The sequence below is a fragment of the Flavobacterium xanthum genome (assembly GCF_900142695.1).
Taxonomy (GTDB): Bacteria; Bacteroidota; Bacteroidia; order Flavobacteriales; family Flavobacteriaceae; genus Flavobacterium; species Flavobacterium xanthum.
In genome coordinates this window covers 15543-42372 of sequence record NZ_FRBU01000028.1, presented here as the reverse complement: position 1 = coordinate 42372, position 26830 = coordinate 15543, and the positions used below count along the sequence as shown (strand labels likewise).

The window sequence follows — 26830 nt, the reverse complement described above, 5'->3', positions numbered from 1 at the left end:
AAGGGTCGTAGGAGATGACTACGTTGATAGGCTATAGATGTAAAGGCAGTAATGTCATAGTCGAGTAGTACTAATAACCCGTAAGCTTATGTACGCTTTTCTCCCCGAGCAATCGGGGAGAAGAAACTTTCTAACAACAAAATTTTTCTTTATCTCAGTATGTTAAGATATTATGTAATTGGTAATTATCACAAGATAAATACCATTGCAGTAATTGCCCAAAGCAATTATAACCTCTTAAGGTGGTTATTGCGGCGGGGCTCACCTCTTCCCATCCCGAACAGAGTAGTTAAGCCCGCCTGCGCAGATGGTACTGCAGTTATGTGGGAGAGTATGTCGTCGCCTTTCTTTAAAAACCCTTCATCAATAGATGAGGGGTTTTTTGTTATAAATACTTTTCAGTAGTAGAAAAGTATACTGGTACCTTAGTTCAGATGGTAGAGCAATGGACTGAAAATCCATGTGTCCCTGGTTCGATCCCTGGAGGTACCACAAAAAGCTCGGATGGTGAAATTGGTAGACACGCTGGACTTAAAATCCAGTGAACAGCAATGTTCGTGCGGGTTCAAGTCCCGCTCTGAGTACTAAAACTTCAGTTAGCTAACGCGAACTGAAGTTTTTTTGGTTTTAGAATATAGAATGCTCGTAATCATGATTACTAAATTTATTTTTTAACAGTTAAGTTCAAAGGTTGAGATTATCCTAAGGATGTTTGATAATCTGAACAATTAAAATTAATTTTTTGTATTGCTCTATATTGAAATCTAAATTTATCTTTTTCAATATGCTCTCTTTTTAAGCAGCTAAATAACTATTTAAACTTGGCTGATTAATGTTTCCGTAAATATTTTAATGAAGTTAAGAATATATTAATTTGTCATCCATATGTGTTTCATCAGAGTTTGATTAAACTTTAAGTTGTATTTTTGTTTTAATTATAAAAATTTAATATGAAAAGAATTATTTTGTTTTTGACATTCATAATGTCTTTAAACTCACAAGCGCAACAACGCCCCAAATTAGTCGTAGGTATAGTGGTAGATCAAATGAAAATGGAATATTTATATCGTTTTTCAGATGATTTTTCAAATAATGGATTTAAACGGTTAATGAATGATGGATATACTTTTCATAATATGCATTATAATTATGTGCCAACCTACACAGCTCCAGGTCATGCGAGTATTTATACTGGAACAACTCCGTCAACACATGGAATAGTTGGAAATGATTGGTTCAACAAAGCTATTGGAAAAGATATGTATTGCACGGATGACGCTTCTGTAAAATTAGTCGGTGATGGGACAGATAAAGAAGGAGCAATGTCTCCTAAAAATTTATTAAGTACAACTATTACTGATGAGTTACGTATGGCAACGAATTTTAAAGGTAAAGTAATCGGTTTGAGTATTAAAGATCGAGGAGCAATTTTACCTGCAGGTCATTTTGCCAATTGGGCTTTTTGGTACAGCAAAACTGGATCTTTTATTTCAAGTACTTTTTATGGTTCAGCATTGCCTAGTTGGGTAACGGAATTCAACCAAGAAAAACGGTACATGAATTACATTAATAAAGGTTGGGATTTATTGAAGCCAATTGCTACTTATAATGAAAGTCTTGCTGACGATAATCCTTATGAAGGTAAATTAGATAAAGCCAATGCACCAGTTTTTCCGTATGATTTGAGTAAAATTTATAAAGAAAAAGGAGCAGATGTTTTAAGAACTACACCTTTTGGCAATGATATTTTGGCAGAATTAGCTATGAAAGCTATAGAAAAAGAACAATTAGGGAAAGATGAAATTACAGATTTTTTGACTGTTAGTTTTTCTTCTACAGATTATGTAGGACATACTTTTGGACCTCGTTCTATGGAGCTACAAGACACTTATTTGCGTTTGGATCAAACCATTGCTCAGTTTTTAAACTATTTGGATAAAACCGTTGGAAAGGATAATTATTTGCTCTTTCTAACTGCTGATCACGCTGGAGCTGAGAATCCAAATTATTTAAAAGACAACAAATACAATGTTAAAAATATTCCTTCTAAAGACATTGTTGCGGCATTAAAAAAACATTCAAACGAAACCTTTGGTTCTGATTTGATATTGGATTATTCTAACTTTAATCTTTTTTTTAATAAAGAAACTATTAAACAAAAAGGTTTAGAATTGGGGAAAGTGAAACAAAGTTTTAAGGATTTTTTGATGACACAAGAACAAGTTAAACGAGTGTATACTGAAGAAGAAATTTTAGCTTCGTCAGGAGATGATTATTTTTTGAGTTTTATATCTAAAGGATATGATCCTAAACAAAATGGTGATTTAGTTATACTCGATAAGGCGGGTTATATGCAATATCAAGCTACAGGTACTACACATGGTTCACCTAATAGTTATGATACACATGTTCCTTTACTTTTTTATGGATGGCAAGTTCCAAAAGGAGAATTGCACACTAAAAAATACATTACTCAAATAGCACCAACGCTTTCACAAATGTTGAAAATTCCATTTCCTAATGGAACTGAATCTGAAGTTTTGGAAACGCTTTTGGAAAAAAAATAATTTATATTAAGGTTTTTTTTGAATATAGAAAACTCCTGTCTTTGATTAAGATAGGAGTTTTTTGATTTAAAGTTAGACTCTAAAATTTATTTTCTACTTCAGCCGCCTCTAGCATTAAATAATGTAGGTCGGTGTTTTTTATGAAAGGTTTTAGTAATTCGCTTCCGGGTCCATACATCGCTAATTCACTATAATCCGCAGAATGATCCATACTGATCCAGCCCACTGAATTGTGTTTCTTTTGAATGTCAGCCAACGCTTTGAAAGGCAAATGTTTCGGATTATAAAGACCTTCTTCTAATTTAATATTCGAATAAAAATTCAAAATTTCCTTGGCTTCATCTTCTTTTAGAATCGTTTTATTTGCATATTCAATTCTTTCAATTGCTTGTGATACAGATGTTTCTTGGCCAATTCCATTCAAAATCCAATCGTTGGTTTGTTTGTAATTTTGGACACTATCAAAATTAGCATCTGCATCTTTTCCGTAGATAATTCCCGGATTAGCATTCCCATGATCTGTGGTGATAATGACCAACGTATTTTTATCTTTTTCAGCAAAATCAATAGCAACTTTTACAGCTTCATCATGAGCTACTTGATCATAAAGTAATCCAGTGATATCATTTCCATGTGCTGCCCAGTCTACTTTTCCTGCTTCAACTTGCAGTACAAAGCCGTTGGGATGGTTCTTCATTTTATCAATGGCACGTTCCGTCATTTCTGCTAAAGTTGGAATAGTTCCAGTTAGTTCTTTACTGCTTTCTCTGTCTTTTGAATAAGGAAGCCCATCATTGTGAAAAACTCCAAGTATTGGTTTGGTGTTATCACAAGCTAACATTTCACTTTTAGTTTTTACCACAGAAAATCCATTTTTTGAAAATTCTTGGTACAGATCACGTTTGTCTTTGCGGCTTTCGGAGGAGAAATAGTTATTTCCGCCACCCATCATGATATCAAATTTTAAGTCAAGATACATTTCGGCAATACTTTCCTGACTGTTTCTACTTTTTGAGGCAATACAAAAACCCGCAGGTGTGGCATGTGTGATTGGAACAGTAGTGACACATCCCGCCATTTTTCCTGCTTTTTTGAATTTTTGCCATATTGGAAGGTATTCTTCTCCGTTTATGCCAACATTTAAGGAGCCATTTTTGACACGAAAACCACTTCCCCAAGAAGAACTTGCTGCAGCAGAATCGGTGACAATTGATGATGCTGAAGCCATATCCATCAATGCTCGAGTTACTTTATTATCTTTATATAGTTGAATCCAATTGCTGCCTTTTCCCGTTTTTCTATTCAGGTATAAGTCAGCCATGTTTAATGTACCAATACTCATTCCATCGCTAACGATCACAATGATATTTTTAGCTTTTGAATTCTTTTTTAAAGTGTCAAAATCAAGTTCGTTTGCATTTCCTTCAAATGGATTTAAGAATGTAGCACCAATTGCAAATAAAGAGCCATTCTTGAAAAATTTCCGTCTATTCATTGTTTGTGAATTTTTTTGTAAGTTTTCAAAAGTAAAGAAACTCTTTTACTGAATATGTTAAGGATTGATTATTTTTTGGAATAAAATAATTTTACGAGGAGATTGGTTTTAATGTAAAAAATAATCCCATTTACGGTCGCAAATGGGATTATTTAGTTTATTCTGTTGATACTGCAACGGGTAACGGAATTTGATTTTTAAGCAAGTCTTCAAAGGTTTCATGCGCTCTGATTAAATGTCCTTCGCCGTTCATCCACAAAACCTCGGCGGGCTTGTATCTCGAGTTATAATTGGAAGCCATGGAAAAACAATATGCTCCAGCGTTTCTAAAAGCTAAGATATCGCCTTCTTTAATTTCAGCAATTCTTCTATTGTTTGCAAAAGTATCTGTTTCGCATATATATCCTACTACGGAGTAGAAACGCTCCTTTCCTTTTGGATGTGAAATATTTTCAATATGGTGCTGTGAGCCGTAGAACATTGGACGGATTAAGTGATTGAAACCACTGTCAATTCCTGCGAAAACTGTCGAAGTAGTTTGTTTTACGACATTTACTTTCGCCAAAAAGTAACCAGCTTCACTTACTAAAAATTTCCCTGGTTCAAATATCAAGGTTAATTCTTTTCCGTATTCAGTACAAAAGGCATTGAATCTTTTTGATAATTTTTTACCTAATTCTTCGATGTCAGTTTCGATATCGTCTTTTTTATAAGGCACTTTAAATCCACTTCCAAAGTCTAGGAATTCAAGATTCTTGAAGTTTTTTGCGGCATCAAATAATATTTCTGCAGCATATAAAAATACTTCGATATCCAAAATATCAGAACCAGTATGCATGTGTATCCCTACAATGTTCATTTTAGTGTTTTCGACAATACGAACTAAATGAGGCAATTGGTGAACCGAAATACCAAATTTACTGTCAATATGACCAACAGATATATTTGCATTTCCACCAGCCATTACGTGCGGATTTATACGGATACATACTGGAACATTTGGGTATTTTGTTCCAAATTGTTCCAAAATGGATAAGTTGTCTATATTTATTTGAACACCCATGGCATTGACTTCTTCAATCTCTTCTAAAGAAACACCATTAGGAGTATAAAATATTTTATCCGGCTCATATCCTGCATGAAGTCCTAGTAATACTTCTTGAATAGAAACTGTATCTAATCCTGATCCCATTTCTTTTAATAATTGAAGTATAGCTACATTTGACAAAGCCTTCATTGCATAATTGATACGCAACTTATTTACCTTTGAAAAAGCTTTTGATAATCTATTGTACTGAGATTGTATTTTTTCGGCATCATAAACGTATAATGGACTGCCAAATTGTTCTGCTAATTGTACTAAGTCTTTTGATTGCATGATTATTAATTTTGAGCAAATTTATTACTCTTTATTTAGTCCCACAAGCTAATAAATGAATTCTAACAAATTCTAACAAAAAGTTATAAATTAAACATTTGTTTGAAATTTTATAAAAAAATAACCCTTGACAAATTTTTCTATCAAGGGTTATAAAATATTATTTAGAATTACAAGTTCGGTAAATCGCCATTTCCTTTGGTTGGTAAATTCGTATAACCCATTAAGTATTTGTCGACTTCTCTGGCAGCTTCACGACCTTCAGATATTGCCCATACAATTAATGATTGTCCTCTTCGCATGTCTCCTGCAGTAAAAACATGAGGAACATTCGTTTGATAATTCGTTGCTTTATAATTGCTTCTCATATCAATTTCTAATCCTAATTGATCACTTAGTGTTCTCTCTGGCCCTGTAAATCCAAGTGCCAATAAAGCTAAATCACAAGGCCATATTTTTTCTGAACCTTCTTTTTCTATCAATTCAGGTCTTTGTCCCGGTGTCATTTTCCAAGCCACTTCAACGGTTTTTAAACCTACAACTTGGCCGCTTTCATTAGAAATGAATTCTTTGGTGTTGATTAACCAGTTTCTATTACAACCTTCTTCATGTGAAGAAGATGTTTTTAATTGCAATGGCCAAAATGGCCAAGGAGTAGTTTCACTTCTTCCAACAGGTGGTTTTGGTAAAATTTCAAAATTAGTAACCGATTTGGCTCCATGTCTGTTTGATGTTCCCACACAATCAGAACCGGTATCACCACCACCAATAACGATTACATCTTTATCGGTCGCCATTATTTGGTCAGAAACTACTTCGCCATATAGCGATTTAGTTTGTTGTGTCAAGAAAGTCATTGCTTGAACTACGCCTTTACTTTCTATTCCTTTTGTTGGTAAACTTCTTCTTTCGGTTGCGCCACCACATAATACTATAGAATCAAAAGCGTTCAATTCTTCAATGCTATAGTTTACGCCAACATTTACATTCGTTTTAAAAGTAATTCCTTCTGCTTCAAGTACTGTAACACGTCTGTCGATAATTCCTTTTTCTAATTTAAAATTTGGAATTCCGTAACGTAATAATCCACCAATGGCATTGTCTCTTTCAAAAACGGTAACGGTATGTCCAGCACGATTTAATTGTTGTGCAGCCGCTAAACCAGCAGGACCAGAACCTATTACAGCTACTGTTTTTCCTGTTCTAACTTCTGGTGGTTGTGGTTTTATCCAACCTTCAGCAAAACCTCTTTCGATAATATTTTTTTCAATATTTTCAATAGCAACTGGTTCGCTTATAATTCCTAATACACATGATTTTTCACATGGAGCTGGGCATAAACGACCAGTAAATTCAGGAAAATTATTGGTTGATTGCAATATTTTTAAAGCACTTTCCCATTCTTCCTGATGCACCATGTCATTAAAATCTGGAATCAAATTTCCTAATGGACAAGCACTGTGGCAAAATGGAATCCCACAATCCATGCATCTGGATCCTTGTTCTTTGATTTTATCTTTAGGTAATGAAATTGTGAATTCATTGTAATTTGAAACACGCTCTTCAATAACTATATTACTTTCGTCAGTTCTATTGTATTCTTTAAATCCTCCTATCTTTCCCATAACTATAGTGCTAGTAGTTCTTCAATTTGTTTTTCTTCGGCTAAACGTTGTAATGCTTTTTTGTAATCTGTTGGCATTACTTTGACAAAATGTCCGCGTTCGTTTTCCCAATCTTCTAGAATCCTTTTTGCCAAAGGGCTGTTGGTGTACATAGAATGATTTTTTATCAAACGTCTCAGTTTTGTAAAATCTTCTTCTTCCAATGTTTCAAAAGCGACCATTTCCATATTGCATAATGTAGCGTCGAATTTTTTATTTGGATCAAAAACATAAGCAATACCACCGCTCATTCCAGCTGCAAAATTTCTTCCCGTTTTTCCTAAAACTACGACAGTTCCTCCGGTCATATATTCGCATCCATGATCTCCAATTCCTTCTACAACGGCTGTTGCTCCAGAATTTCTAACACAAAAACGTTCTCCAGCCATACCATTTATATACGCTTCACCAGTAATTGCTCCATAAAGTGCTACGTTACCAATGATGATATTTTCTTCTGGTTTGAAAGTTGCAGTAGGAGGAACTTTGATTATCAATTTACCACCTGAAAGCCCTTTTCCTAAATAATCATTACAGTTTCCATGTATCTTAAAGGATAAACCATTTGTTGCAAAGGCACCAAAACTTTGTCCTGCGGATCCTGTAAAATCCACTAATATAGTGTCCTCAGGTAAACCTTGAGCGCCATATATTTTTGAAATTTCATTACTCAATATAGCACCAACGGAACGATCCGTGTTTTTAATATCAAACGTAACTCTAGTTTTTTCTTTTCTATAAATAGAAGGAATAGCTGCTTTTATAATTTCAAAATCAAGAACATGTTCTAAAGCATGGTCTTGTGTAGTCGTATTGTGATTTGGAACTTCTTTGGCTTTTTCTGGTTTGTATAAAATAGTAGACAAATCTAATCCACTTGCTTTATAATGCTTGATAGCTTTATTGACATTCAATTTTTGAGATTGTCCTACCATTTCTTTTAATGTTCTAAATCCAAGTTGTGCCATGATTTCTCTCAACTCCTCAGCAATAAAATACATGAAGTTGATGATGTGTTCCGGTGTTCCTTTGAAATTTTTTCTCAATTCAGGATCTTGTGTTGCAATACCAACTGGACATGTATTCAAATGACAGGCTCTCATCATAATACATCCTGACGCTACTAAAGGAGCGGTTGCAAAACCAAATTCTTCAGCTCCAAGTAAGGCAGCAATAGCGACATCACGACCCGTTTTCAATTGTCCGTCACATTCTAAAACTACGCGACTTCTCAAATCATTTAAGATCAAGGTCTGTTGTGCTTCGGCAAGTCCAAGTTCCCAAGGAATACCGGTGTGTTGTAGTGAAGTTAATGGTGCTGCTCCAGTTCCTCCATCGTATCCAGAAATCAAAATCACGTCAGCTTTTGCTTTAGCAACACCGGCAGCGATTGTTCCAACACCTACTTCAGAAACTAATTTTACATTAATTCTAGCTTCACGATTGGCATTTTTTAAATCAAAAATTAACTGTGATAAATCTTCAATAGAATAAATATCGTGGTGTGGTGGCGGTGAAATTAATCCAACATAAGGCGTTGAATTTCTCACTTCGGCAATCCAAGGCACTACTTTTTCACCGGGTAATTGTCCACCTTCTCCCGGTTTTGCACCTTGAGCCATTTTTATCTGAATCTCTTTGGCATTGGTTAAATAGTTGATAGAAACCCCAAATCTTCCTGAAGCAACTTGCTTAATCGCACTATTTCTGGAATCTCCATTTAAGTCTTTTTGGAAACGTTTTGGATCTTCTCCACCTTCTCCAGAATTACTTTTTCCACCAATTCTGTTCATGGCAATCGCCAGATTTTCATGGGCTTCCTGGCTAATAGATCCATAAGACATGGCGCCAGTCTTGAATTTCTTTACTATTTCGGTCCAAGGCTCTACTTCGTCAATAGAAATTGGGTCTAAGTTGTTGAATTCAAATAAACCTCTAATAGTCATTAAGTTTTCGCTTTGATCATTGACCATTTTAGCATATTCCTTATAACTTTCAGGACTGTTTAAACGTACAGCTTGTTGTAATTTAGAAATCGTCGTTGGATTAAACATGTGTTTTTCTCCTGATCTTCTCCATCTGTAAATTCCTCCAATCTCTAATGGCAATAAATTGCTGACTTTTGAATTTGGAAATGCTTTTTGGTATCGTTTCTTGATTTCTTTTTCAACTTCCATTAAACCAATACCTTCAATTCGGGACGGTGTGTAAGGGAAATATTTAGAAGTGAATGTTTTGTTTAATCCTAAAATTTCAAAAATTTGTGCCGCTCTGTATGAATGTAAGGTAGAGATGCCAATTTTATTCATGATTTTCAGAATCCCTTTTGCGATAGCTTTATTATAATTTTTAATAGCATAATCCGCTTTTATACCAGTGATAAAACCTTCGTTTACTTGGTTATGAATAATTTCATTCACCATGTAAGGATTAATTGCACTTGCTCCGTAACCAAATAATAAGGCAAAATGGTGTGGCTCACGAGGTTCTGCAGATTCTATAATGATTCCAAATTTAGAACGAGATTTTAAAATATTCATAGAGTGATGAATATAAGAACAGGCCAAAAGCATTGGTATTGGAGCCATTTTTTCACTCACGCCTCTATCAGAAATGATAACAATATTACACCCTTCTGAAACTGCCTTAAAAGTGGCTTGAACTGCTCTCTCCAAAGCACGTTCCAATCCGTTTACTCCTTTTTCGATGTCATATAAAGTAGAGATTGTTACTGATTTGAAATCAGCATGATCAATGTTTTTGACTTTATCTAAATCCTCATTTGAAATCACTGGATTTTGGATTTTTAATTTTTTACAATGCTTAGGCACAATGTCAAAAATATTATAATCGCCACCAATCGCTAAACTAATATCAGTAATTATTTCTTCACGAATACCATCCAATGGTGGATTGGTCACCTGAGCAAACAGTTGTTTGAAATAGTTGTATAAAAGCTGTGGCTGATCTGACAAAACTGCCAACGGAGTATCATTTCCCATAGAACTTAATGCTTCTGCACCTTGAGTTCCCATTGGGTTTATGATTGTTTTTAAATCCTCTAATGTGTAGCCAAAAAGTCTTTGTCTTGTTTCAAAATCAATATTTTCTACAGGAATTGGATTATCAGTGTATGGTATTTGAGCCAATTGTACTAAATTTTCATCCAACCATTGTTTGTAAGGACGTTTGGTAACAATCGCATTTTTGATTTCGTCATCTTCAATAATTCGGCCTTCGTTCATGTCCACAAGGAACATTTTTCCTGGTTCTAAACGACCGTGCTGAATCACATCTTCTGGCTTGATGTCAAGAACACCAATCTCTGAAGACATAATTACGAAACCACTTTTAGTCAATGTATATCGTGAAGGACGCAGTCCATTTCTATCCAATAATGCACCAATAACGTTTCCGTCAGTAAAAGGAATAGAAGCTGGGCCATCCCAAGGTTCCATGATGCAAGCGTTGTATTCGTAGAAGGCCTTTTTGTCGGCTGACATCGTTTGGTGTTTTTCCCAAGCTTCAGGAACGACCATCATCATTGCTTCCGGAAGAGAACGACCGGTCATCAATAACAGTTCAATTACCATATCCATTGAAGCCGAATCTGATTTTCCTTCTAAAATAATTGGGAATAATTTTTTGATATCATCACCAAAAACATCACTTTTCATCAATTCCTCACGAGCACGCATGCGACTAATATTACCACGAAGTGTATTGATTTCACCATTATGGCACATGTAACGAAAGGGCTGTGCTAATTCCCAAGATGGAAATGTATTGGTAGAAAAACGTTGGTGTACCAAAGCTAATCGGGTCACTAAGTCATCATCTAATAAATCAGTATAATACCTGCTGATGTCTTCCGGCATCAACAAACCTTTATATATTATAGTAGTAGTGGAGAAACTAGAAAAATAAAACATATGGCTTTCTGAAATTCTTGAATTTCGAATCGCATGTTCTGCTATTTTCCTCGCTGCAAATAATTTAGCATTAAATTGTTGTTCTGTAAGGTCTAATCCATTTTTACCTACAAATACTTGTTTAACGGTTGGTTCTTTCTCGCCGGCAATTCGGCCTAAATTTGATGCATCAACAGGAACATCTCTCCATCCTAATATTTCTAGATTTTGATCGCGTATCGAAGTTTCAAAAGTAGTTTTACAAAAAACTACTTGGTTGGAACTTTTTGGCATAAAAACCATTCCTACTGCATACTCTTTAGTTTCCGGAATATTAAATTCGCAAACTTTCTTAAAAAAATCATGTGGGATATCAAATAATATTCCTGCTCCATCTCCAGTTCTGCCATCTGAACTCACTGCGCCCCGGTGTTCTAATTTGATTAGGATATCTAGTGCTTTGTGGATAATATCATTTGACTTAATTCCATTTAAATTACAAATGAATCCTGCTCCGCAATTGTCGTGTTCAAATTCGGGCAAATAAAGGCCTTGTTCTTTAACTCTCATGCTTACTATTTTTTTTATACAAAAATAAAGATTTCGTTGAATATAATTCATTGTTTGCGGGTTAACGATTCTATTTTTACAATAAAATTAGAAAAACGTTTCGTAAATGATAATAAAGTAAATTAAATAGATTGTATACGACAAATCAATAATTTAAATTCTTTTTAATGCAAAAAATAGTGTTATTACAATGAAATTAAAGGGCTAAGCAAGAATAATTCAATCGATGTAGTACCTTTTTATATTTAAGACGAAAACTATTTTCCTTTTTAAAAATGGATTAAAACTTAAATTTCAATTTTGAATTGTAATTTGATTTTTATTATCAGTTTTAAATATAAAAAGATTTCTCTATTAAGATGAATTTTGCTATTTTTGTCCCACTTTTATTCTGAAAGAAATTCAGAAGCCAGACAAATTCTATATTATGAACATACACGAATATCAAGGAAAAGAGATTTTAGCTAGCTACGGAGTTCGCATTCAACGCGGAATCGTTGCTAATAGCCCTGTAGAAGCGGTTGCTGCTGCAAAACAATTAACTGCCGAAACGGGTACAAGTTGGTATGTTGTAAAAGCCCAAGTTCATGCAGGTGGACGTGGAAAAGGTGGTGGAGTGAAACTTGCCAAAAATTTACAACAAGTTGAAGAGATTTCAGAGCAAATCATCGGAATGCAATTGATTACACCTCAAACTTCTGCTGAAGGTAAAAGAGTACACAAAGTTTTAATTGCTGAAGATGTGTATTATCCTGGCGAAAGTGAAACTTCTGAGTTTTATGTTTCTGTTTTATTGAATAGAGCTACAGGTCGTAACATGATTATGTATTCTACTGAAGGTGGAATGGATATTGAAGAAGTTGCTGAACATACTCCTCATTTAATTTTTACTGAAGAAGTAGATCCTTCTGTTGGATTACAAGGTTTTCAAGCAAGAAGAATTGCTTTTAACTTAGGTCTTTCTGGAAATGCTTTCAAAGAAATGGTGAAATTCATCGATTCTTTATACAATGCTTACATAGGATCTGATGCTTCGATGTTTGAAATCAACCCGGTTTTAAAAACATCTGACAATAAAATTATGGCTGTTGATGCTAAAGTAAATATCGATGATAATGCTTTATACAGACAAAAGAAATATGCTGACATGCGTGACATTCGTGAGGAGAACCCAATCGAAGTGGAAGCTAAAGAAGTAGGATTAAATTATGTAGATCTTGACGGTACTGTTGGATGTATGGTGAACGGAGCTGGTTTAGCGATGGCAACTATGGATTTAATCAAGTATGCTGGTTTTGAGCCTGCTAACTTCCTTGACGTAGGTGGAACTGCTGATGCAAAACGTGTTGAAACTGCTTTCCGTATTATATTAAAAGATCCAAACGTAAAAGCTATTTTGATTAATATTTTTGGTGGAATCGTTCGTTGTGACCGTGTGGCACAAGGAGTTGTTGACGCTTACAAAAATATGGGTGATGCAATTAAAGTGCCAATCATTGTTCGTTTACAAGGTACAAATGCAGCTATTGCAAAAGAATTAATTGATAATTCAGGAATGCCAATTTTATCAGCAGTTGAATTTCAAGAAGCTGCAGATCAAGTAAAAGCAGCACTTTCTTAATTAGGAATAACGTTATATATTTTTTTGAAAATCCTGTTTGCTACTGCGAACAGGATTTTTTTTTTGCTGAAAATAAATTTTTTAGATAGAACAAATCATAATAATAATTGAAAGTGTAAAGTTTTCTGGTTTACAACAATTATCTTTGTTTTTAACGTTTTTTAGTACTTATGAAACTTCAGATACAAAATAATTTCACTACCGAACTGCCTGCTGATCCCAACCAAACCAATGTTCCAAGACAGGTTCATCAATCCGCATTTTCGTTTGTAGTACCCAAAAAGCCAACCAATCCTTCACTGATTCATGCTTCAATAGACGTAGCAAATGCTATTGGTCTTTCTCAAGATGATATCCTTTCTACTGATTTTTTGAATACTTTTTCTGGAAGTATCATTTATCCTGGTACGAAACCGTATGCTATGCCTTATGCCGGACATCAATTTGGAAATTGGGCCGGACAATTAGGAGATGGTCGTGCCATTAATTTAACTGAAGTTGTTCATGAAAATAAATCGTACACGTTGCAACTGAAAGGAGCAGGACCAACACCATATTCGCGAACAGCAGATGGGTTTGCCGTTTTACGTTCTTCCATACGAGAGCATTTATGTGCTGAAGCAATGCATTATTTAGGTGTTCCTACTACGCGTTCGCTTTCACTAATGCTTTCTGGCGATCAAGTATTGCGGGATGTTTTGTATAACGGAAATCCAGCATACGAAAAAGGCGCCATTGTTTGTAGAGTCGCTCCTTCATTTATTCGTTTTGGTAGTTTCGAATTATTCGCTTCTCGAGAAGATCACGATAATCTCAAACTACTGACAGATTTTACCATAAAACATCATTTTCCTCAGATTCAAAAAGAAGGTGTCGAAAAATATTTGGCCTTTTTTCAAGAAGTAACCCAAACGACACTCAACATGATTGTGCATTGGCAACGCGTTGGTTTTGTTCATGGCGTTATGAATACCGATAATATGTCCATTCACGGCATCACCATTGATTATGGACCTTACGGCTGGTTGGAAGACTACAATTCTGGCTGGACACCAAATACAACCGACAACCAACATAAAAGATACCGTTTTGGCAATCAACCAGAAATTGCGCTGTGGAATTTATACCAATTGGCAAATGCGTTGTATCCTTTGATAAATGATGCAAAGCCACTCGAAGCTATTTTAGAGGCATATAGTACAGATTACGAAAAGGAGTATTTGAATATGATGCGAGATAAACTCGGGTTTCAAATCAAAAAAAATCAAGATGTAGTTTTGATTCAGAGTTTGACTCAATTGCTTGAAAAGGTAGAAACGGACATGACCATATTCTTTAGAAATCTGAGTAATGTATCCAAAGCTGATGCTGCAACAACCGCTTTCAACACCATAAAAGACGCTTTTTATAATGAAAAGGATTTAGATGAAACGATCTTGAAAGATTGGCATGATTGGTTTGAGAAGTACAGCATTCGAATCAATGAAGAAACACTTTCGGATTCCGAAAGAAAAAACCAAATGAATACAGTAAATCCAAAATATGTATTGCGAAATTACATGGCGCAATTGTCTATCGATGATGCCGATAAAGGGAATTATTCTCTACTCAACGAATTATTCGAAATTCTTAAAAATCCATATGATGAACAACCGAATTTTCAAAAATGGTTTGCCAAAAGACCGGATTGGGCCAGAGATAAAGTAGGATGTTCTATGTTAAGTTGTAGTTCTTAAAATAGGATTTGAAAAGTAATAAACAAGATGAAGAATAGAGTTTATTTTATACCAATTCCTTCTTGACCTCTTAATAAAATCTTGTTTTTATTATCTAAATTCTCTTTAGTTTTTCCCAAGATGTTAATGATGTCAAATTTTGTATCACTTTTTCTAAAATTATAAAAAGCCTCTGAATTGGTAACTTCAACTTCTAAAATATAGTTTCGGTCTAATTTAAAAGTGTCAATGTTGTCTTTTATAAATGCTCCATTAACCATATAAATGACATCGTTACTTTTGATTTTGGTAAATTGAGATTTAATTTGTTCCAAGCTTATGAAATCATATTTCTTAGGGTTTTTAGACGTAATGTTAATCTGGCCACGATACAAAATACCATTTATAATTGAGTCTTTTTTGACAACATGTATAGATTCAATTTCATTTGGTTCGACGTATTCAATTGTATTGCTTGGAACTAAGTTTAAATCAATAAACACCGCAGGTTCTACAGTTTTATTGTTTTGTCCAAAAAATAGGGTTGTGAAAAGTACTATGGAGCAGGTTAGAATACATTTCATATTTGAAGAGATAAATTTATTTAGATGAAATAAATATACAAAAAATCCTGAACTCTCATTCAGGATTTTGATAATGTATTAATTTCCAATTTCTTGAATCGCATCCGATTCGTATATTTTGAAACCTGTATCGTTTTTTTGCGCAATTTTCAAAAGTGCTTTGGCTACGGTTTCACCTTCAATTGGTTTGTATTTTTTTAAATTTCCAAGGAATAGAAAGGAAAGTGTTTTCATGAAAAAGGCACCCACTTTTTCGCCCAATCTGAATTCAGTTCGATTTCCCAAAAGAAGGGAAGGTTGCAAAACAGCAACGCTTTCAAAATTGCAATCCTTAAGGAAATCTTGAATTTCTCCTTTTGTTTTTAAATAGAAGTTTCCAGATTTCGCATCGGCACTAAGAGATGAAATAATTAGGAATTGTTTGACTTTATGTAGCAATGCAAAAGCGGCAAACTGGCGCGGATATTCAAAATCTACTTTTCTAAAAGCTTCTTTACTACCTGCTTTTTTGATTGTTGTGCCAATGGTACAAAAGAAATCATCACCTACAACTAATTCTTTATAGCTTTCTGGCTTGTCAAAATCAATAATGTGTTGTGTTAATTTAGGATGCTTTATTCCTGTATCTCTTTTTACGAAAGTGATTACTTTAGCGTAATGTGGACTTTCTAAAAGTAAATTTAATAGTTCTGAACCTATTAAACCGGTGCTACCAATAATCAAAGCCGTTTTCACAGTTATGATTTTTTATTCTTACCGAAATTAAATTTCACTTTCTCCACTACTTGAACTTTTGAATTTCCTTTTGGATATTGTTTTTTAGAAGTGTTTTTTGTCGCAGGTCTTGATTTTGAGGGTGCTTCGTCACCTCTTGATTTTTCTTCGTCTCTTGGTTTTGCCTTAAACTCGGGTCTGTCTTTGGATCCTTCTTTTGCAGGAATTTGAGCTTTGTGTTTTGCTAAAACATCATTTGGGTTTTTTGGATTTTCTTTCGTTCCACGCAAATGAATTACCAATGCGTTTAGAAAGTTACGCAACACTTGGTCGCCACATTCCATGTAATTTTCATGTTTTTCATCACGGAAAAAAGCACCTAATTCTGATTTAGTGATTCTAAAATCTACCAATTCTAATATTTCAACTATTTGATCGTCACGTAACATTAAGGCTACACGAAGTTTTTTAAAGATATCGTTATTTGTCATCATATTCTAATTTTTTACAAAGGTACGGTTTAAAAGCAATTGGACCACAATTTTAGATTTAGAATTGGTTTTGGTTCAGAAGGTGAATTATAGTATCCAAATCTTCTTTTTTATGATTGGCAGTAATTACAATTCTGTTTAAATCCTTTGTGTCTGTGGGATATTTAAAATTGGTTATAATAATTTTATTTTCTGTAAAAACATCATTTATGCCTTCGATTTCCGGATAAATGAGTGGATAATTAGCATCAAAAAGAATGGCTTCATTTTTACTTAAATGAGTATCAATATAGTTTAAATTGTCTTTTAATTTTTGGTGCTGTTGTAAATAAATATGCTCCGCATCTGACATTGTCTGTACAAATGCAGCATTCATTCCGGCACTGGAAACAAAAGTATCGTGAGTTGCTAATAGATTGATAAATTCAGAATCACTAGCAATTACGCCTCCTGTCAATCCAAATGCTTTGCCCAAAGAGGACACCATGATTTTCCTTTTAACGTTGGGAAGATTAATGTTCGAATAAATCCCGCAACCATTCATACCCAAAATTCCAAGTGAATGTGATTCGTCAATAACTAAAGTGATTTCTTTATTGGTCGGAATCAAATTCAGAATAGAAAGATCGATTGGTTGTACACGAAAGGAGGGAACCGAATCCGTCAAAACAGTAATTTTTTCAATTTCAGAATCGAGCAACCGAGGATTTATCTTTTCTCCAATAAAAAAAGGAAGATTGTTTTGCGCTTTGATGGCAGTGTGCGTATCCGGAAAATGAAAAAAGCAATCGGTTTCAGGAGTTAATGCTTCAATAACTAATTTTCCTGCTAACATTCCGGAAGAAAGGGTGAGAGCAGCTTCTGCTTTGATGAAATTGGCTAAAAACCGTTCCCCATTTTCGTAGGCGGTCAGTTGAATGTTTGCACTTCGAGAACTTCCATACGCCGTTCCCCATTGCAAAATGTTTTTAATGAGCAGTTTTTTGAATTCAGGATGCGTTGGCAAACCCAAATAAGCCGTTCCTCCAAAATAAAGATATTCTTTATTTTCGATTTCAATTATTCGATCTGGAAATTGGTTGACTTTCATTTAAAACTACATTAAAGTTACACCAGTTCCGTTTAAGTCAGAATAGTTTATTTTTCCAAAATCGATTGTCACTCCAGTTGCAATATCTTCTGCCAAAAGCAATGCGCCATCCATATCTACATAATCCAATTGTGGCAATAAATGCGCAATCGCAGAAATTCCTACAGTCGATTCGGTCATACAACCCACCATGGTTTTTAGACCTAATTTCTTGGCTTCCTGAATCATTCGTCTTCCGGGAGTTAAACCGCCACATTTTACCAACTTCACATTTACACCATGAAAATGGTTATTACATTTTGCTACATCTTCTTCTATAATACAACTTTCGTCGGCTATAATCGGTAAAACGGAATGTTTAAAAACTTCCTTGTGTCCTACCCAATTATCTGCTTTCAAGGGTTGTTCCAAGAATTCCACACCCAATTTTTTTAGTGTAACGGCATTGTTTATGGTTTCGTCCACGCTCCATCCACAATTGGCATCGATTCTGAAAATAGCATCGGTATGTTTCCGAAGTTCAGTAACAATGGCAATATCTTCTTTGGTTCCTAACTTGATTTTATAAATCGGCCAAGGTAATTCCTTCATTTTAGCCACCATTTTTTCGATGGAAGCTATTCCAATTGTGTAATCGGTCAATGGATTTTTGTCAATGCTATAATTCCACAATTCGTACAGTTTCTTTCCTTTTTTACGCGCGTATAAATCATTGTATGCCATATCCAAAGCGCACAAAGCAAACATATCGTCTTTTAAGTAAGGATGGATTTTTGCCCAAAATGCTTCGGGTGTTTCCTCTGTAGTATTTTCGATTATGGTTCTAATTTTTTCTAAATCCTGCATCATCACAGGAACTGTTGTCTTGTAATATGGATTAGAAGTTGCTTCGCCACAACCAGAAAAACCATCACGTTGCAACTCCACAATCAAAGATGGCTGAACATCAATCGATTCTCTTGAAATCGTGAACGTATGTTTTAATTTGAGTTCGTATTCTCTTAATATTAGTTCCATTTGGGGTTTAATTTTACTATTTGTTGTGTTTATTTAAAGCAGAATTTTTTATAAACCGAGCCATAAAAAGGCATCGACAAAACCGTCGCGCCATAGTTTTTCATTGTGTTTTCCGTCTTTTACAATTGTTTTTTTATTTAAATTGAGGCAATAGCATCGATTAGAATTTATTAAATATTCCATTTTGTTCAAATCCGAAACCATGTCGTCACTTTCAGCATCGCCACACAGAAAATAAATTTTCGACTTTATTTTTTTTGATTTTTCAGTCAGCGTATAAATGTCTTTGGTAAACCAAAAGGAAGGCGAGAAAACACCTGCTTTTCCAAAAATTTCAGGATATTTTAAAACGGCATAATAGGAAGTCAAACCGCCAAGAGAACTTCCCATGATGATTGTATTTTTCTTTTTAGTTTTGGTTCGATAGGTTTTGTCGATTTGTGGCTTCAATGTTTTTACGATAAATTCTAAATAGTTATCTGCTTTTCCACCACCGTATTTTTCGTTTTTAAAAGGCGTTAATTCCTCCATTCGTTTCTCATTTCCATGTTCGATTCCTATCACAATAACCTGAGCTTTTAGGCTGTCCAGTTTTTCATCTACATTCCATTCCCCGGAATAAGAAGTTTTTGCATCAAACAAGTTTTGAGCATCATGCATATAAATTACAGAGAAATTCTTTTTTGAGGTAGCATAATTTTCGGGTAAATAGACCCAAATTTTCTTTGTAGTTTGAAGTTGTGGCGCTTCAATAGTAAAAGTAGACACTTGTTTAGAAGCCGTAGTTTTCTTTATTTCTTCGCCCTGAGCAGTAATTTTTGCTATCGTAAAAAAGAAAAGTAGGAGTAGGAACTTTAGTCGATTCATTATTAGTTTTTGTGTTTTGATTTAAAAACAATATTTTAGCTAAAAATAATAATTTGATGAATACATTCGAACAAAAGAGGAGTTTACTTTTAGAAATGATTGCTTTTTCTACCGTTGACGGACATTTGCATAAAAGAGAATATGAATTTTTAGAAATTGTCGCCAAAGAACTGAGTTTTGACAGTACCGTTTTTAAAGATTTTTTTCATCAAGAATTACCTTTAATACCGATAAAAACTGAATTTCAACGGATTCAACAATTTTATAGATTGGCTTTATTGATGTATTGTGACGGAATTTTACATAAAAAAGAAGCTGTTGCGATTCAGCAAATAGCAATTGAAATGGGACTTAATCCAATAGCTACAAAACGCATTCTTAAATTGATGAATGAAGCGCCTAATGCAATTATAGATGCCGAAGTTTTATTAAATATTTTTCAGGAACAACATAATTAACCTTTGATTCTAGAGGAATTTGAGGATCTATATTTTTACTATTTAATTCTTAAAAGACATTTTCACACCAAAGCCTGTCTGTAAATCAGGCGCATTATCTAGCGTAAGGTCTTCTCTAATGTATATAAAATAAGAAAATTGTTTAACAGAATAGGTGCAGATAAAATTCCATGCATCAAGATTTTCATATAGGTGAGATAGTGTTTCCTGCCAATGCGATTTTACTCTCTCGCCAGTTAAAATGATATGATTAAAATCATTTTTATTATTGTAGGGTGTTTGAAAAGTATAATTGATCCCAAATGAAATAGTATTATTATTTTGAAGTTTTCTTTTATAATCAATAAGTCCTTCAAAACTGTATAGGAAGGAGCGATCGCTGAAGTTTACTCGATCTCCAAACTGGAATAATCGCTGTCTTAAAGCGCCTGCACTGATGCCTACAGTCAATATGTTTTTATCTTTAACTATCATTTTCTTGATAGCGGAAGAAGAAATACCAATGTCCATAACAGGATTGTATCTGGACATATTGATGCCGAAGTGGGCGCCAAAATTCATATAGATTCGATGTTTCTTATTCATTTCTAATTTTGGATAGTAGAAATAATTGATCTCCATTCCTGGAATTCGAAAATTACCATTGTTCATTGTTAGAAAGGTGTTGTTCTCGTCTTGATAGGATATTTTTGCTTTGTTTAAACCATAATACCGTCTCGAAAATGGATCTTCTCCTCCGGCAATAGTACTGTGAAACCATTCAATGGATTCATCAGAGGTAAATACTGAAAATGGATATTTTCCTCCGTCAAGGGAATACGAACGGATGCCAAAAGTAAGTTCGTGATTGACCGATAAAGGCAAGGAAAATGTAAATTTATAGGATCTAATGACACCGTCAGCAGTAAATGAGTTGGTTTGAGCAGGAACGGTGTTGAGGTCAAATTTGTATTCTCGGTAATGCCAAGGAAACTGTGCCGCATTTGCTCTATCAACTGGATTCGTTAAAGTATATGATTTAACATAAGGCAACATCACATTTCCGCTGGAAACTTCAAATGAGAAGGAGTATTTCTCTGGTGAACGCACTTTAAAATTATGATTTATTCGGGAAATGTACATTCCTAACGGGTGATTAGAAAGAATATTTGGTTTGATCAAATCAGTGCTGTTTTCTATTTCTGTGCGTATCAAATCCTGCTCCGAAGTTTGTCCTGAAGCACCTGAAATAAATCCTAAAAGAATTAAAATGTATGAATAGCATTTCATTTAAAATCGTAATTGATTGTATAACAATTAGATAATATTTCAGTTCAAATTTAAAACTTTTTAAATAATTTAAAAGCATTTCATGACAAAATAGTAGTACTTAAAGCCATCTAAATTTACGAAGTTATATTTTATATTTGTTTGCAATGATGTATTGCAGCGTTCGCTAGGCTAATTGACCTTGTAATCTCTTGATATCATCCCGTAATTTTGCCGCTTGCATAAAGTCTAAATCTTTTGCTGCTTTCTCCATTGATTTGCGTTTCTCTCTAATAATCTTCTCGATTTCCGGTTTGGACATATAAGTCGTTTCCGGTTCGGCAGCTGAGTTTGAGGTAAGTCCTAATTCATAATCTGCTAATGGATTTTTGGTAAAAGCACTCTCGATTTTTTTATTTAAAGCCATCGGAACCAAGTTGTGTTCTGTGTTGTAATTAATTTGTTTGGTTCTGCGGTAATTGGTTTCATCAATAGTTTTTTGCATGCTATTTGTGATTTTATCCGCATACATAATTGCTTTTCCATTAAGGTTTCTTGCCGCTCTACCAATGGTTTGCGTCAATGAACGGTGGCTTCTTAAAAAACCTTCTTTGTCTGCATCTAATATGGCGACCAAAGAAACTTCTGGTAAATCCAATCCTTCACGAAGCAAATTCACACCAATTAACACATCAAAAATTCCTTTTCGCAAATCTTGCATGATTTCTATTCGTTCTAAAGTATCTACTTCAGAGTGGATATAACGACAACGAATATTAACTTTTGTTAAATATTTAGCGAGTTCTTCGGCCATTCTTTTGGTTAAAGTCGTCACCAAAACGCGTTCGTCAATTTCGGCTCGAACTTGAATTTCTTCAATTAAATCATCAATTTGGTTTAAACTTGGTCGGATTTCGATAATTGGATCTAGTAAACTTGTCGGGCGAATTACCTGCTCTACAACAACGCCTTCTGTTTTTTGTAACTCATAATCCGCTGGTGTTGCCGAAACATAAATTACTTGGTTTTGCATCGCTTCAAATTCTTCAAATTTCAAAGGACGGTTGTCCATTGCAGCTGGAAGTCGGAAACCGTATTCCACTAAATTTTCTTTACGGCTTCGGTCGCCGCCATACATAGCGCTAACTTGTGAAAGTGTCACGTGACTTTCATCGACCACCATTAAGTAATCTTTAGGGAAATAATCCAATAAACAAAAAGGTCTAGTTCCCGGTAAACGACCATCAAGATAACGGGAGTAATTCTCGATTCCAGAGCAATAACCCAATTCCCGAATCATTTCCAAATCAAAATTGGTGCGTTCTTCCAATCGTTTTGCTTCTAAAGGTTTGCCAATTTCCTTGAAATAATCAACTTGTTTTACCAAATCTTGCTGTATTTCCCAAATGGCGCCTTGCAACACGTCCGGTGAAGTCACAAACATATTAGCTGGATAAATAGTCAGTTTTTCAAATTTTTCAAGAACCTGAGAATTCTTGGTGTCAAAACTTTCAATTTCCTCAATTTCATCCCCAAAGAAATGAACTCTGTAAGCTTCATCTGCATAACTAGGATACACATCAACGGTGTCGCCTTTAATCCTGAAACTTCCAGGATTAAAATCGGCTTCCGTTCTGGAGTATAAACTTTGCACCAGTTGATGCAATAATTTAGTTCGTGAAATGATTTGGCCTTTCTCAATTGGAATTAAGTTTTTCTGAAATTCTATTGGATTTCCAATACCGTACAAACACGAAACCGATGCCACTACCAAAATGTCTCTTCGTCCGGAAAGTAATGAGGCAGTTGTTGACATTCTCATTTTTTCCAGTTCTTCATTGATAGATAAATCCTTTTCAATGAAAACACCGGTTACGGGCATAAAAGCTTCAGGTTGGTAATAATCGTAATAGGAAACGAAATATTCCACGGCATTATTCGGGAAGAATTGTTTGAACTCGGAGTATAATTGAGCCGCCAACGTTTTGTTGTGTGCCAAAACTAAAGTGGGTCTTTGCACTTCCTGAATGACATTAGCCACCGTAAATGTTTTTCCAGATCCGGTAACACCCAAAAGTGTTTGGAATTTATCGCCCTCAGTAATTCCCTGAACTAATTTTTCAATCGCTTGGGGTTGGTCGCCTTTGGGCTGGTAATCGGATACTACTTGGAAATTCATTTAATTAAGGGGCAAAGTTTTAGAAATGCAAAGGTACAAAGTTTGGGTTCTTTTATTACCTAAGATTAAGCCAAAAAAAAACCATTCGCGCACGCGAATGGTTTTCAATATAAAATAGGGTTTTCTAGAAACTCAAGCTTAACCTAGCAAAAAGGAATCTTCCGTTTTGACCAAATTGAGAGGTGTTTCTTGAATATGCAAATTGATTTGCATTTGATAAGTCAATTGTGGATGGTGCAGCGTTGTAATCAATAGCTCCAGATACTAATCTAGGTCTGATTGCAGTTTGTGTACCAAGATTTGCATCAGGATAGATATCAAAAATATTGTTAGCTCCAATTACAACTTTTGCAGCTCCAGTAATTTTAAAACCAACAGATAAGTCAGTGATTATTTTTGCGCCCCAGATTGGATGCTCAACTTCGACTGCTTGACCATTTATTATGGCTCCTTCAACTCTTCCATCTCCATTTACATCAGCCGTATTTGGATCAGTTACCTGTCCGAAGTAAACATTTCTCAAAAAGAAATCGAATTTTTTATAAGTAAAAGAGTTGGTTAAATTTCCTTTAACTCTAGGGATTGCTTCTTCTAAATAGATTCTGCTCATTTCAGAAAAATAACGGTTTATTTGACCATTAGCAACTAAAGTAGGCGATCCTTGTATAGCACCCACTTGTCTTGTTTGAGAAAAAGTAGTAGCTAAATCTGATTTGATTACTATAGCTCCTAAATTTAGTTTATGTGTTATAATGATATCAATACCTTTAGACTCGGTACTAATAGCATTGGCAAAAAAGGTAGCCGCATTTGCTCCAGCTAGATCAAATTGTAATTGAAGCTCTCTCTGTGGTGTTCCTGCAGCAAATGTTCCCGATGGACGAGAAAATTGATCCGTCAAAGTTACTCTGTCATCTATTCTTACAATATAAGCATCTGCTGTTAAAGTTAAATTTGCTTCTGGAATTTTAGCGGTAAAACCAATACTAGCACTTTTAGATTCTTCTTGTTTCAATTGCGGAATTCCAAGGGCTTTAGCTGCTGGAGAGTCATTACTAAATGTACTTACTTCAAATGGTACACCACCAACAAATTGAGTCGCTGTAGCGTTAAAATTGATTTGATGTAAAGAAGGAGCGCGAAAACCTGTGGAAACGGCACCACGCAAATTAATGTTGTCTGTTAGTTTATAACGACTGGCAACTTTAAAATTAGTAGTGTTTCCAAAATCAGAATAATTTTCAAAACGAACGGCTCCGTTCAACAACCATTTATCTGTAACATCATATTCAAGATCTCCATAAATAGCGGCACTGTTACGTCCTTTATCAACTGCGTTTGCAGGTCTAAAACCCGGAAATACTTGGGAACCATTTCCTCTAATAGATCCAAAGAAATCAGTTACGATAAGATTAGCGGGTGTTACTCCTGGTAAAGCAACATCACCGTTTACATCATATAAATTATATGATTCAGGTTGTCCAGCATTGATGCTGTATTTTTCATTTCTGTATTCAGCGCCGAAAGCAACGTTCAAATTACCAAATTTTTGATTCATGTCAAAATTGGTTGTGTTTTGGCTAAATGCCAATCCACCTGCATCAAAAGTAGTTGGAGAATTTTCTCTCATGGAAGAATTGACCGTGTTTTCAACACCATAATCAAAACTGTTTCTACCAAAAGTATTACTCAAATCAAAATTCCAATTACCAAAAATGGTACCTCGCAATCCTGCCGCTGCTGAAATGTCGTTAATTGTAGAATGGATTTCAGGTAAAAAACCATTTGGATACAAACCGGTATACGATCTAGATTGATTTGGTCTTCTGTAAAATCCAGCAGCTTCACCAGTTCTGTGGCTGTTCCCTCCAAAAGCATATAACTCTAATTTATCAGTTAAAGGATAGGCAGCATTTACAAAGAATTGTGAGCTTTGAAGTGATGATTGACCAACTTTCATATTAAAATCGTTTCGTACTAAGCCTCTAGCAGCAAGTTCGTCCGAAGTTACATCAGCTCCTAATAAAGTTCTCATCCCAGATAAATTTCCTGCAGTAGCGGCACTTTGAATAGCTGTTTTTGTAGTTGCATCAAAATAACTTACTTGTTGTGCATACGTATTAATTGTGTTTAGCAAACCGTTGTAAAAACCAGGAGTGGTGTTTAACGTATTCGCATACAAACTATTAATGTTAATACCTGCTATTCTAGCTCTTTCTTCAACAGCATTGTATCGGTTGAATAAACTTCCTGTAACTTCTTTGGCACGACTTGTTTGGCCTCTCAATTGAGCGCTTGCCGTAACATTGATGAAACTTTTTTCCTTTCCTAAATTTGTTCCGTAGTTTAAGTCAATTTGAATGTTGTTTCCATCATTTCCGCCAGTATGGTCGTTAGCATTTTTAGAAAAATGACTTCCACCAAAAAGGTTTACTTCTAATTTTTTAGTGTCTTTTTTCATGTTGATGTTGATTACACCAGCAATAGCATCTGAGCCATATTGAGCTGAAGCTCCATCTCTTAATACTTCAATTTTTTCGATAGCAAAAGCGGGAATGGAATTTAAGTCGGTACCTACAGCTCCTCTACCAGGTGATCCATTGATGTTTACTAAAGAGGACGTATGACGTCGTTTTCCATTTAATAAAACTAAAACTTGGTCTGGTCCTAAACCTCTTAATTGTGCAGGGTCAATGTGATCTGTTCCATCAGCTACAGTGGTTGTATTAGATGTAAATGATGGCGCAACCATATTTAAAATCTGATTCAAATTCGTTTGAGCCCCTTGTGAAGCGATCTCTTTCATAGAAATCACATCAATAGGTACTGCAGATTCAGTGACTGTTCTGGTTGGATTTCTGGATCCGATTACAACAACATCTTGGAGTGTTTCGCCACTTCCCATTAAAGTAACGTTTAATGTAGTTCCGGTTACCTTCAGTGATTTAGTTTCTAATCCTACATAAGAAAATTGTAAAACGTCTCCAATTTCAGCGCTGATGGTATACGTTCCATCGATATCTGTTGTTGTTCCTTTTGTAGTTCCTTTTACGATAATTGTCACGCCAGGTAACGATTCTCCTTTTTCATCCACTACACGACCTTTGATAATCTCAGCAGTTGTATTTTGATTTAAAGTAGAGAAATATTCAGCATTCATTCCGGTGTTAGCAATACCTTCTTTTTGTAAAATAATTTGATTACTTACTTCGGTATAGTTCATTTTTAATGGTTTCAAAATGCGTGTCAAAACACTCGATA

General features: G+C 34.8%; 17 protein-coding genes, 2 tRNA genes and 2 rRNA genes. 8 read left to right on the top strand and 13 right to left on the bottom strand.

The features are described 5' to 3' along the window. The 5 genes from BUC11_RS12010 to pafA form a co-directional block, all read left to right on the top strand. Positions 1-94 (top strand): 23S ribosomal RNA (locus BUC11_RS12010); the annotation flags it as partial. Positions 95-238: 144 nt separating this feature from the next. Then, a 5S ribosomal RNA gene (gene rrf, locus BUC11_RS12005) occupies positions 239-348 on the top strand. Positions 349-419: 71 nt separating this feature from the next. Beyond that, positions 420-492 (top strand) — tRNA-Phe (locus tag BUC11_RS12000). A 6-nt stretch (positions 493-498) separates the two neighbouring features. After that, a tRNA-Leu gene (locus BUC11_RS11995) sits at positions 499-584 on the top strand. Between the two features lie 366 nt (positions 585-950). Continuing rightward, on the top strand, positions 951-2567 hold the full coding sequence (gene pafA, locus BUC11_RS11990) for an alkaline phosphatase PafA (protein WP_073354344.1): 1617 nt from the start codon (positions 951-953) through the stop codon (positions 2565-2567). A gap of 79 nt (positions 2568-2646) precedes the next feature. Here the strand turns inward: pafA and BUC11_RS11985 are convergent, their stop codons facing one another. The 4 genes from BUC11_RS11985 to gltB all read right to left on the bottom strand — a co-directional run bounded on the left by BUC11_RS11985 (position 2647) and on the right by gltB (position 11585). Continuing rightward, complete coding sequence (locus tag BUC11_RS11985; protein WP_073354342.1) at positions 2647-4062, bottom strand: alkaline phosphatase; 1416 nt, start codon at positions 4060-4062, stop codon at positions 2647-2649. 157 nt (positions 4063-4219) lie between these two features. Next, a complete protein-coding gene (lysA, locus tag BUC11_RS11980) occupies positions 4220-5440 on the bottom strand; it encodes a diaminopimelate decarboxylase (RefSeq protein ID WP_073354341.1) in 1221 nt (406 codons plus the stop codon). A 170-nt stretch (positions 5441-5610) separates the two neighbouring features. Beyond that, positions 5611-7065 carry a glutamate synthase subunit beta gene (locus tag BUC11_RS11975; protein ID WP_073354339.1) on the bottom strand — a complete coding sequence of 485 codons (1455 nt, stop codon included), beginning with the start codon at positions 7063-7065 and terminating at the stop codon, positions 5611-5613. A gap of 2 nt (positions 7066-7067) precedes the next feature. Beyond that, on the bottom strand, positions 7068-11585 hold the full coding sequence (gene gltB / locus BUC11_RS11970) for a glutamate synthase large subunit (RefSeq protein WP_073354338.1): 4518 nt from the start codon (positions 11583-11585) through the stop codon (positions 7068-7070). Between the two features lie 427 nt (positions 11586-12012). On the opposite strand from gltB, the gene sucC reads away from it, so the two are divergent. Next, complete coding sequence (sucC, locus tag BUC11_RS11965) at positions 12013-13206, top strand: ADP-forming succinate--CoA ligase subunit beta (protein WP_073354336.1); 1194 nt, start codon at positions 12013-12015, stop codon at positions 13204-13206. Positions 13207-13376: 170 nt separating this feature from the next. Then, positions 13377-14942 carry a protein adenylyltransferase SelO gene (locus BUC11_RS11960; protein ID WP_073354334.1) on the top strand — a complete coding sequence of 522 codons (1566 nt, stop codon included), beginning with the start codon at positions 13377-13379 and terminating at the stop codon, positions 14940-14942. A gap of 41 nt (positions 14943-14983) precedes the next feature. Here BUC11_RS11960 and BUC11_RS11955 read toward each other — a convergent pair whose 3' ends face one another. The 6 genes from BUC11_RS11955 to BUC11_RS11930 form a co-directional block, all read right to left on the bottom strand. Continuing rightward, the gene (locus tag BUC11_RS11955) at positions 14984-15505 is read right to left on the bottom strand and encodes a hypothetical protein (protein WP_073354333.1); all 522 of its coding nucleotides are present in this window, start codon (positions 15503-15505) and stop codon (positions 14984-14986) included. Between the two features lie 78 nt (positions 15506-15583). Continuing rightward, positions 15584-16240, bottom strand: coding sequence for a Rossmann-fold NAD(P)-binding domain-containing protein (locus tag BUC11_RS11950; protein ID WP_073354331.1), 657 nt, complete (start codon positions 16238-16240; stop codon positions 15584-15586). A gap of 2 nt (positions 16241-16242) precedes the next feature. Continuing rightward, positions 16243-16710, bottom strand: a complete 468-nt coding sequence (locus BUC11_RS11945) for a DUF1456 family protein (RefSeq protein ID WP_073207685.1) — start codon at positions 16708-16710, stop codon at positions 16243-16245. A 58-nt stretch (positions 16711-16768) separates the two neighbouring features. Beyond that, on the bottom strand, positions 16769-17800 hold the full coding sequence (locus BUC11_RS11940) for an aminotransferase class I/II-fold pyridoxal phosphate-dependent enzyme (RefSeq protein ID WP_073354329.1): 1032 nt from the start codon (positions 17798-17800) through the stop codon (positions 16769-16771). Between the two features lie 6 nt (positions 17801-17806). Continuing rightward, the gene (locus tag BUC11_RS11935) at positions 17807-18817 is read right to left on the bottom strand and encodes a dipeptide epimerase (protein WP_073354327.1); all 1011 of its coding nucleotides are present in this window, start codon (positions 18815-18817) and stop codon (positions 17807-17809) included. Positions 18818-18865: 48 nt separating this feature from the next. Beyond that, positions 18866-19684, bottom strand: a complete 819-nt coding sequence (locus BUC11_RS11930) for an alpha/beta hydrolase (RefSeq protein ID WP_073354326.1) — start codon at positions 19682-19684, stop codon at positions 18866-18868. 56 nt (positions 19685-19740) lie between these two features. Here BUC11_RS11930 and BUC11_RS11925 point away from each other — a divergent pair, with 56 nt between their 5' ends. Beyond that, positions 19741-20142: an excinuclease ABC subunit B gene (locus BUC11_RS11925; RefSeq protein ID WP_073354324.1), complete on the top strand. Its 402-nt coding sequence runs from the start codon at positions 19741-19743 to the stop codon at positions 20140-20142. A 42-nt stretch (positions 20143-20184) separates the two neighbouring features. On the opposite strand, the gene BUC11_RS11920 is transcribed toward BUC11_RS11925, so the two are convergent. From BUC11_RS11920 to BUC11_RS11910, 3 genes are all read right to left on the bottom strand, one after another. Further along, on the bottom strand, positions 20185-21411 hold the full coding sequence (locus tag BUC11_RS11920) for a hypothetical protein (RefSeq protein WP_073354322.1): 1227 nt from the start codon (positions 21409-21411) through the stop codon (positions 20185-20187). A gap of 166 nt (positions 21412-21577) precedes the next feature. Further along, a complete protein-coding gene (gene uvrB / locus BUC11_RS11915) occupies positions 21578-23569 on the bottom strand; it encodes an excinuclease ABC subunit UvrB (RefSeq protein WP_073354321.1) in 1992 nt (663 codons plus the stop codon). A 124-nt stretch (positions 23570-23693) separates the two neighbouring features. Then, positions 23694-26729 carry a TonB-dependent receptor gene (locus tag BUC11_RS11910; protein WP_073354349.1) on the bottom strand — a complete coding sequence of 1012 codons (3036 nt, stop codon included), beginning with the start codon at positions 26727-26729 and terminating at the stop codon, positions 23694-23696. Positions 26730-26830 lie beyond the last annotated feature (101 nt).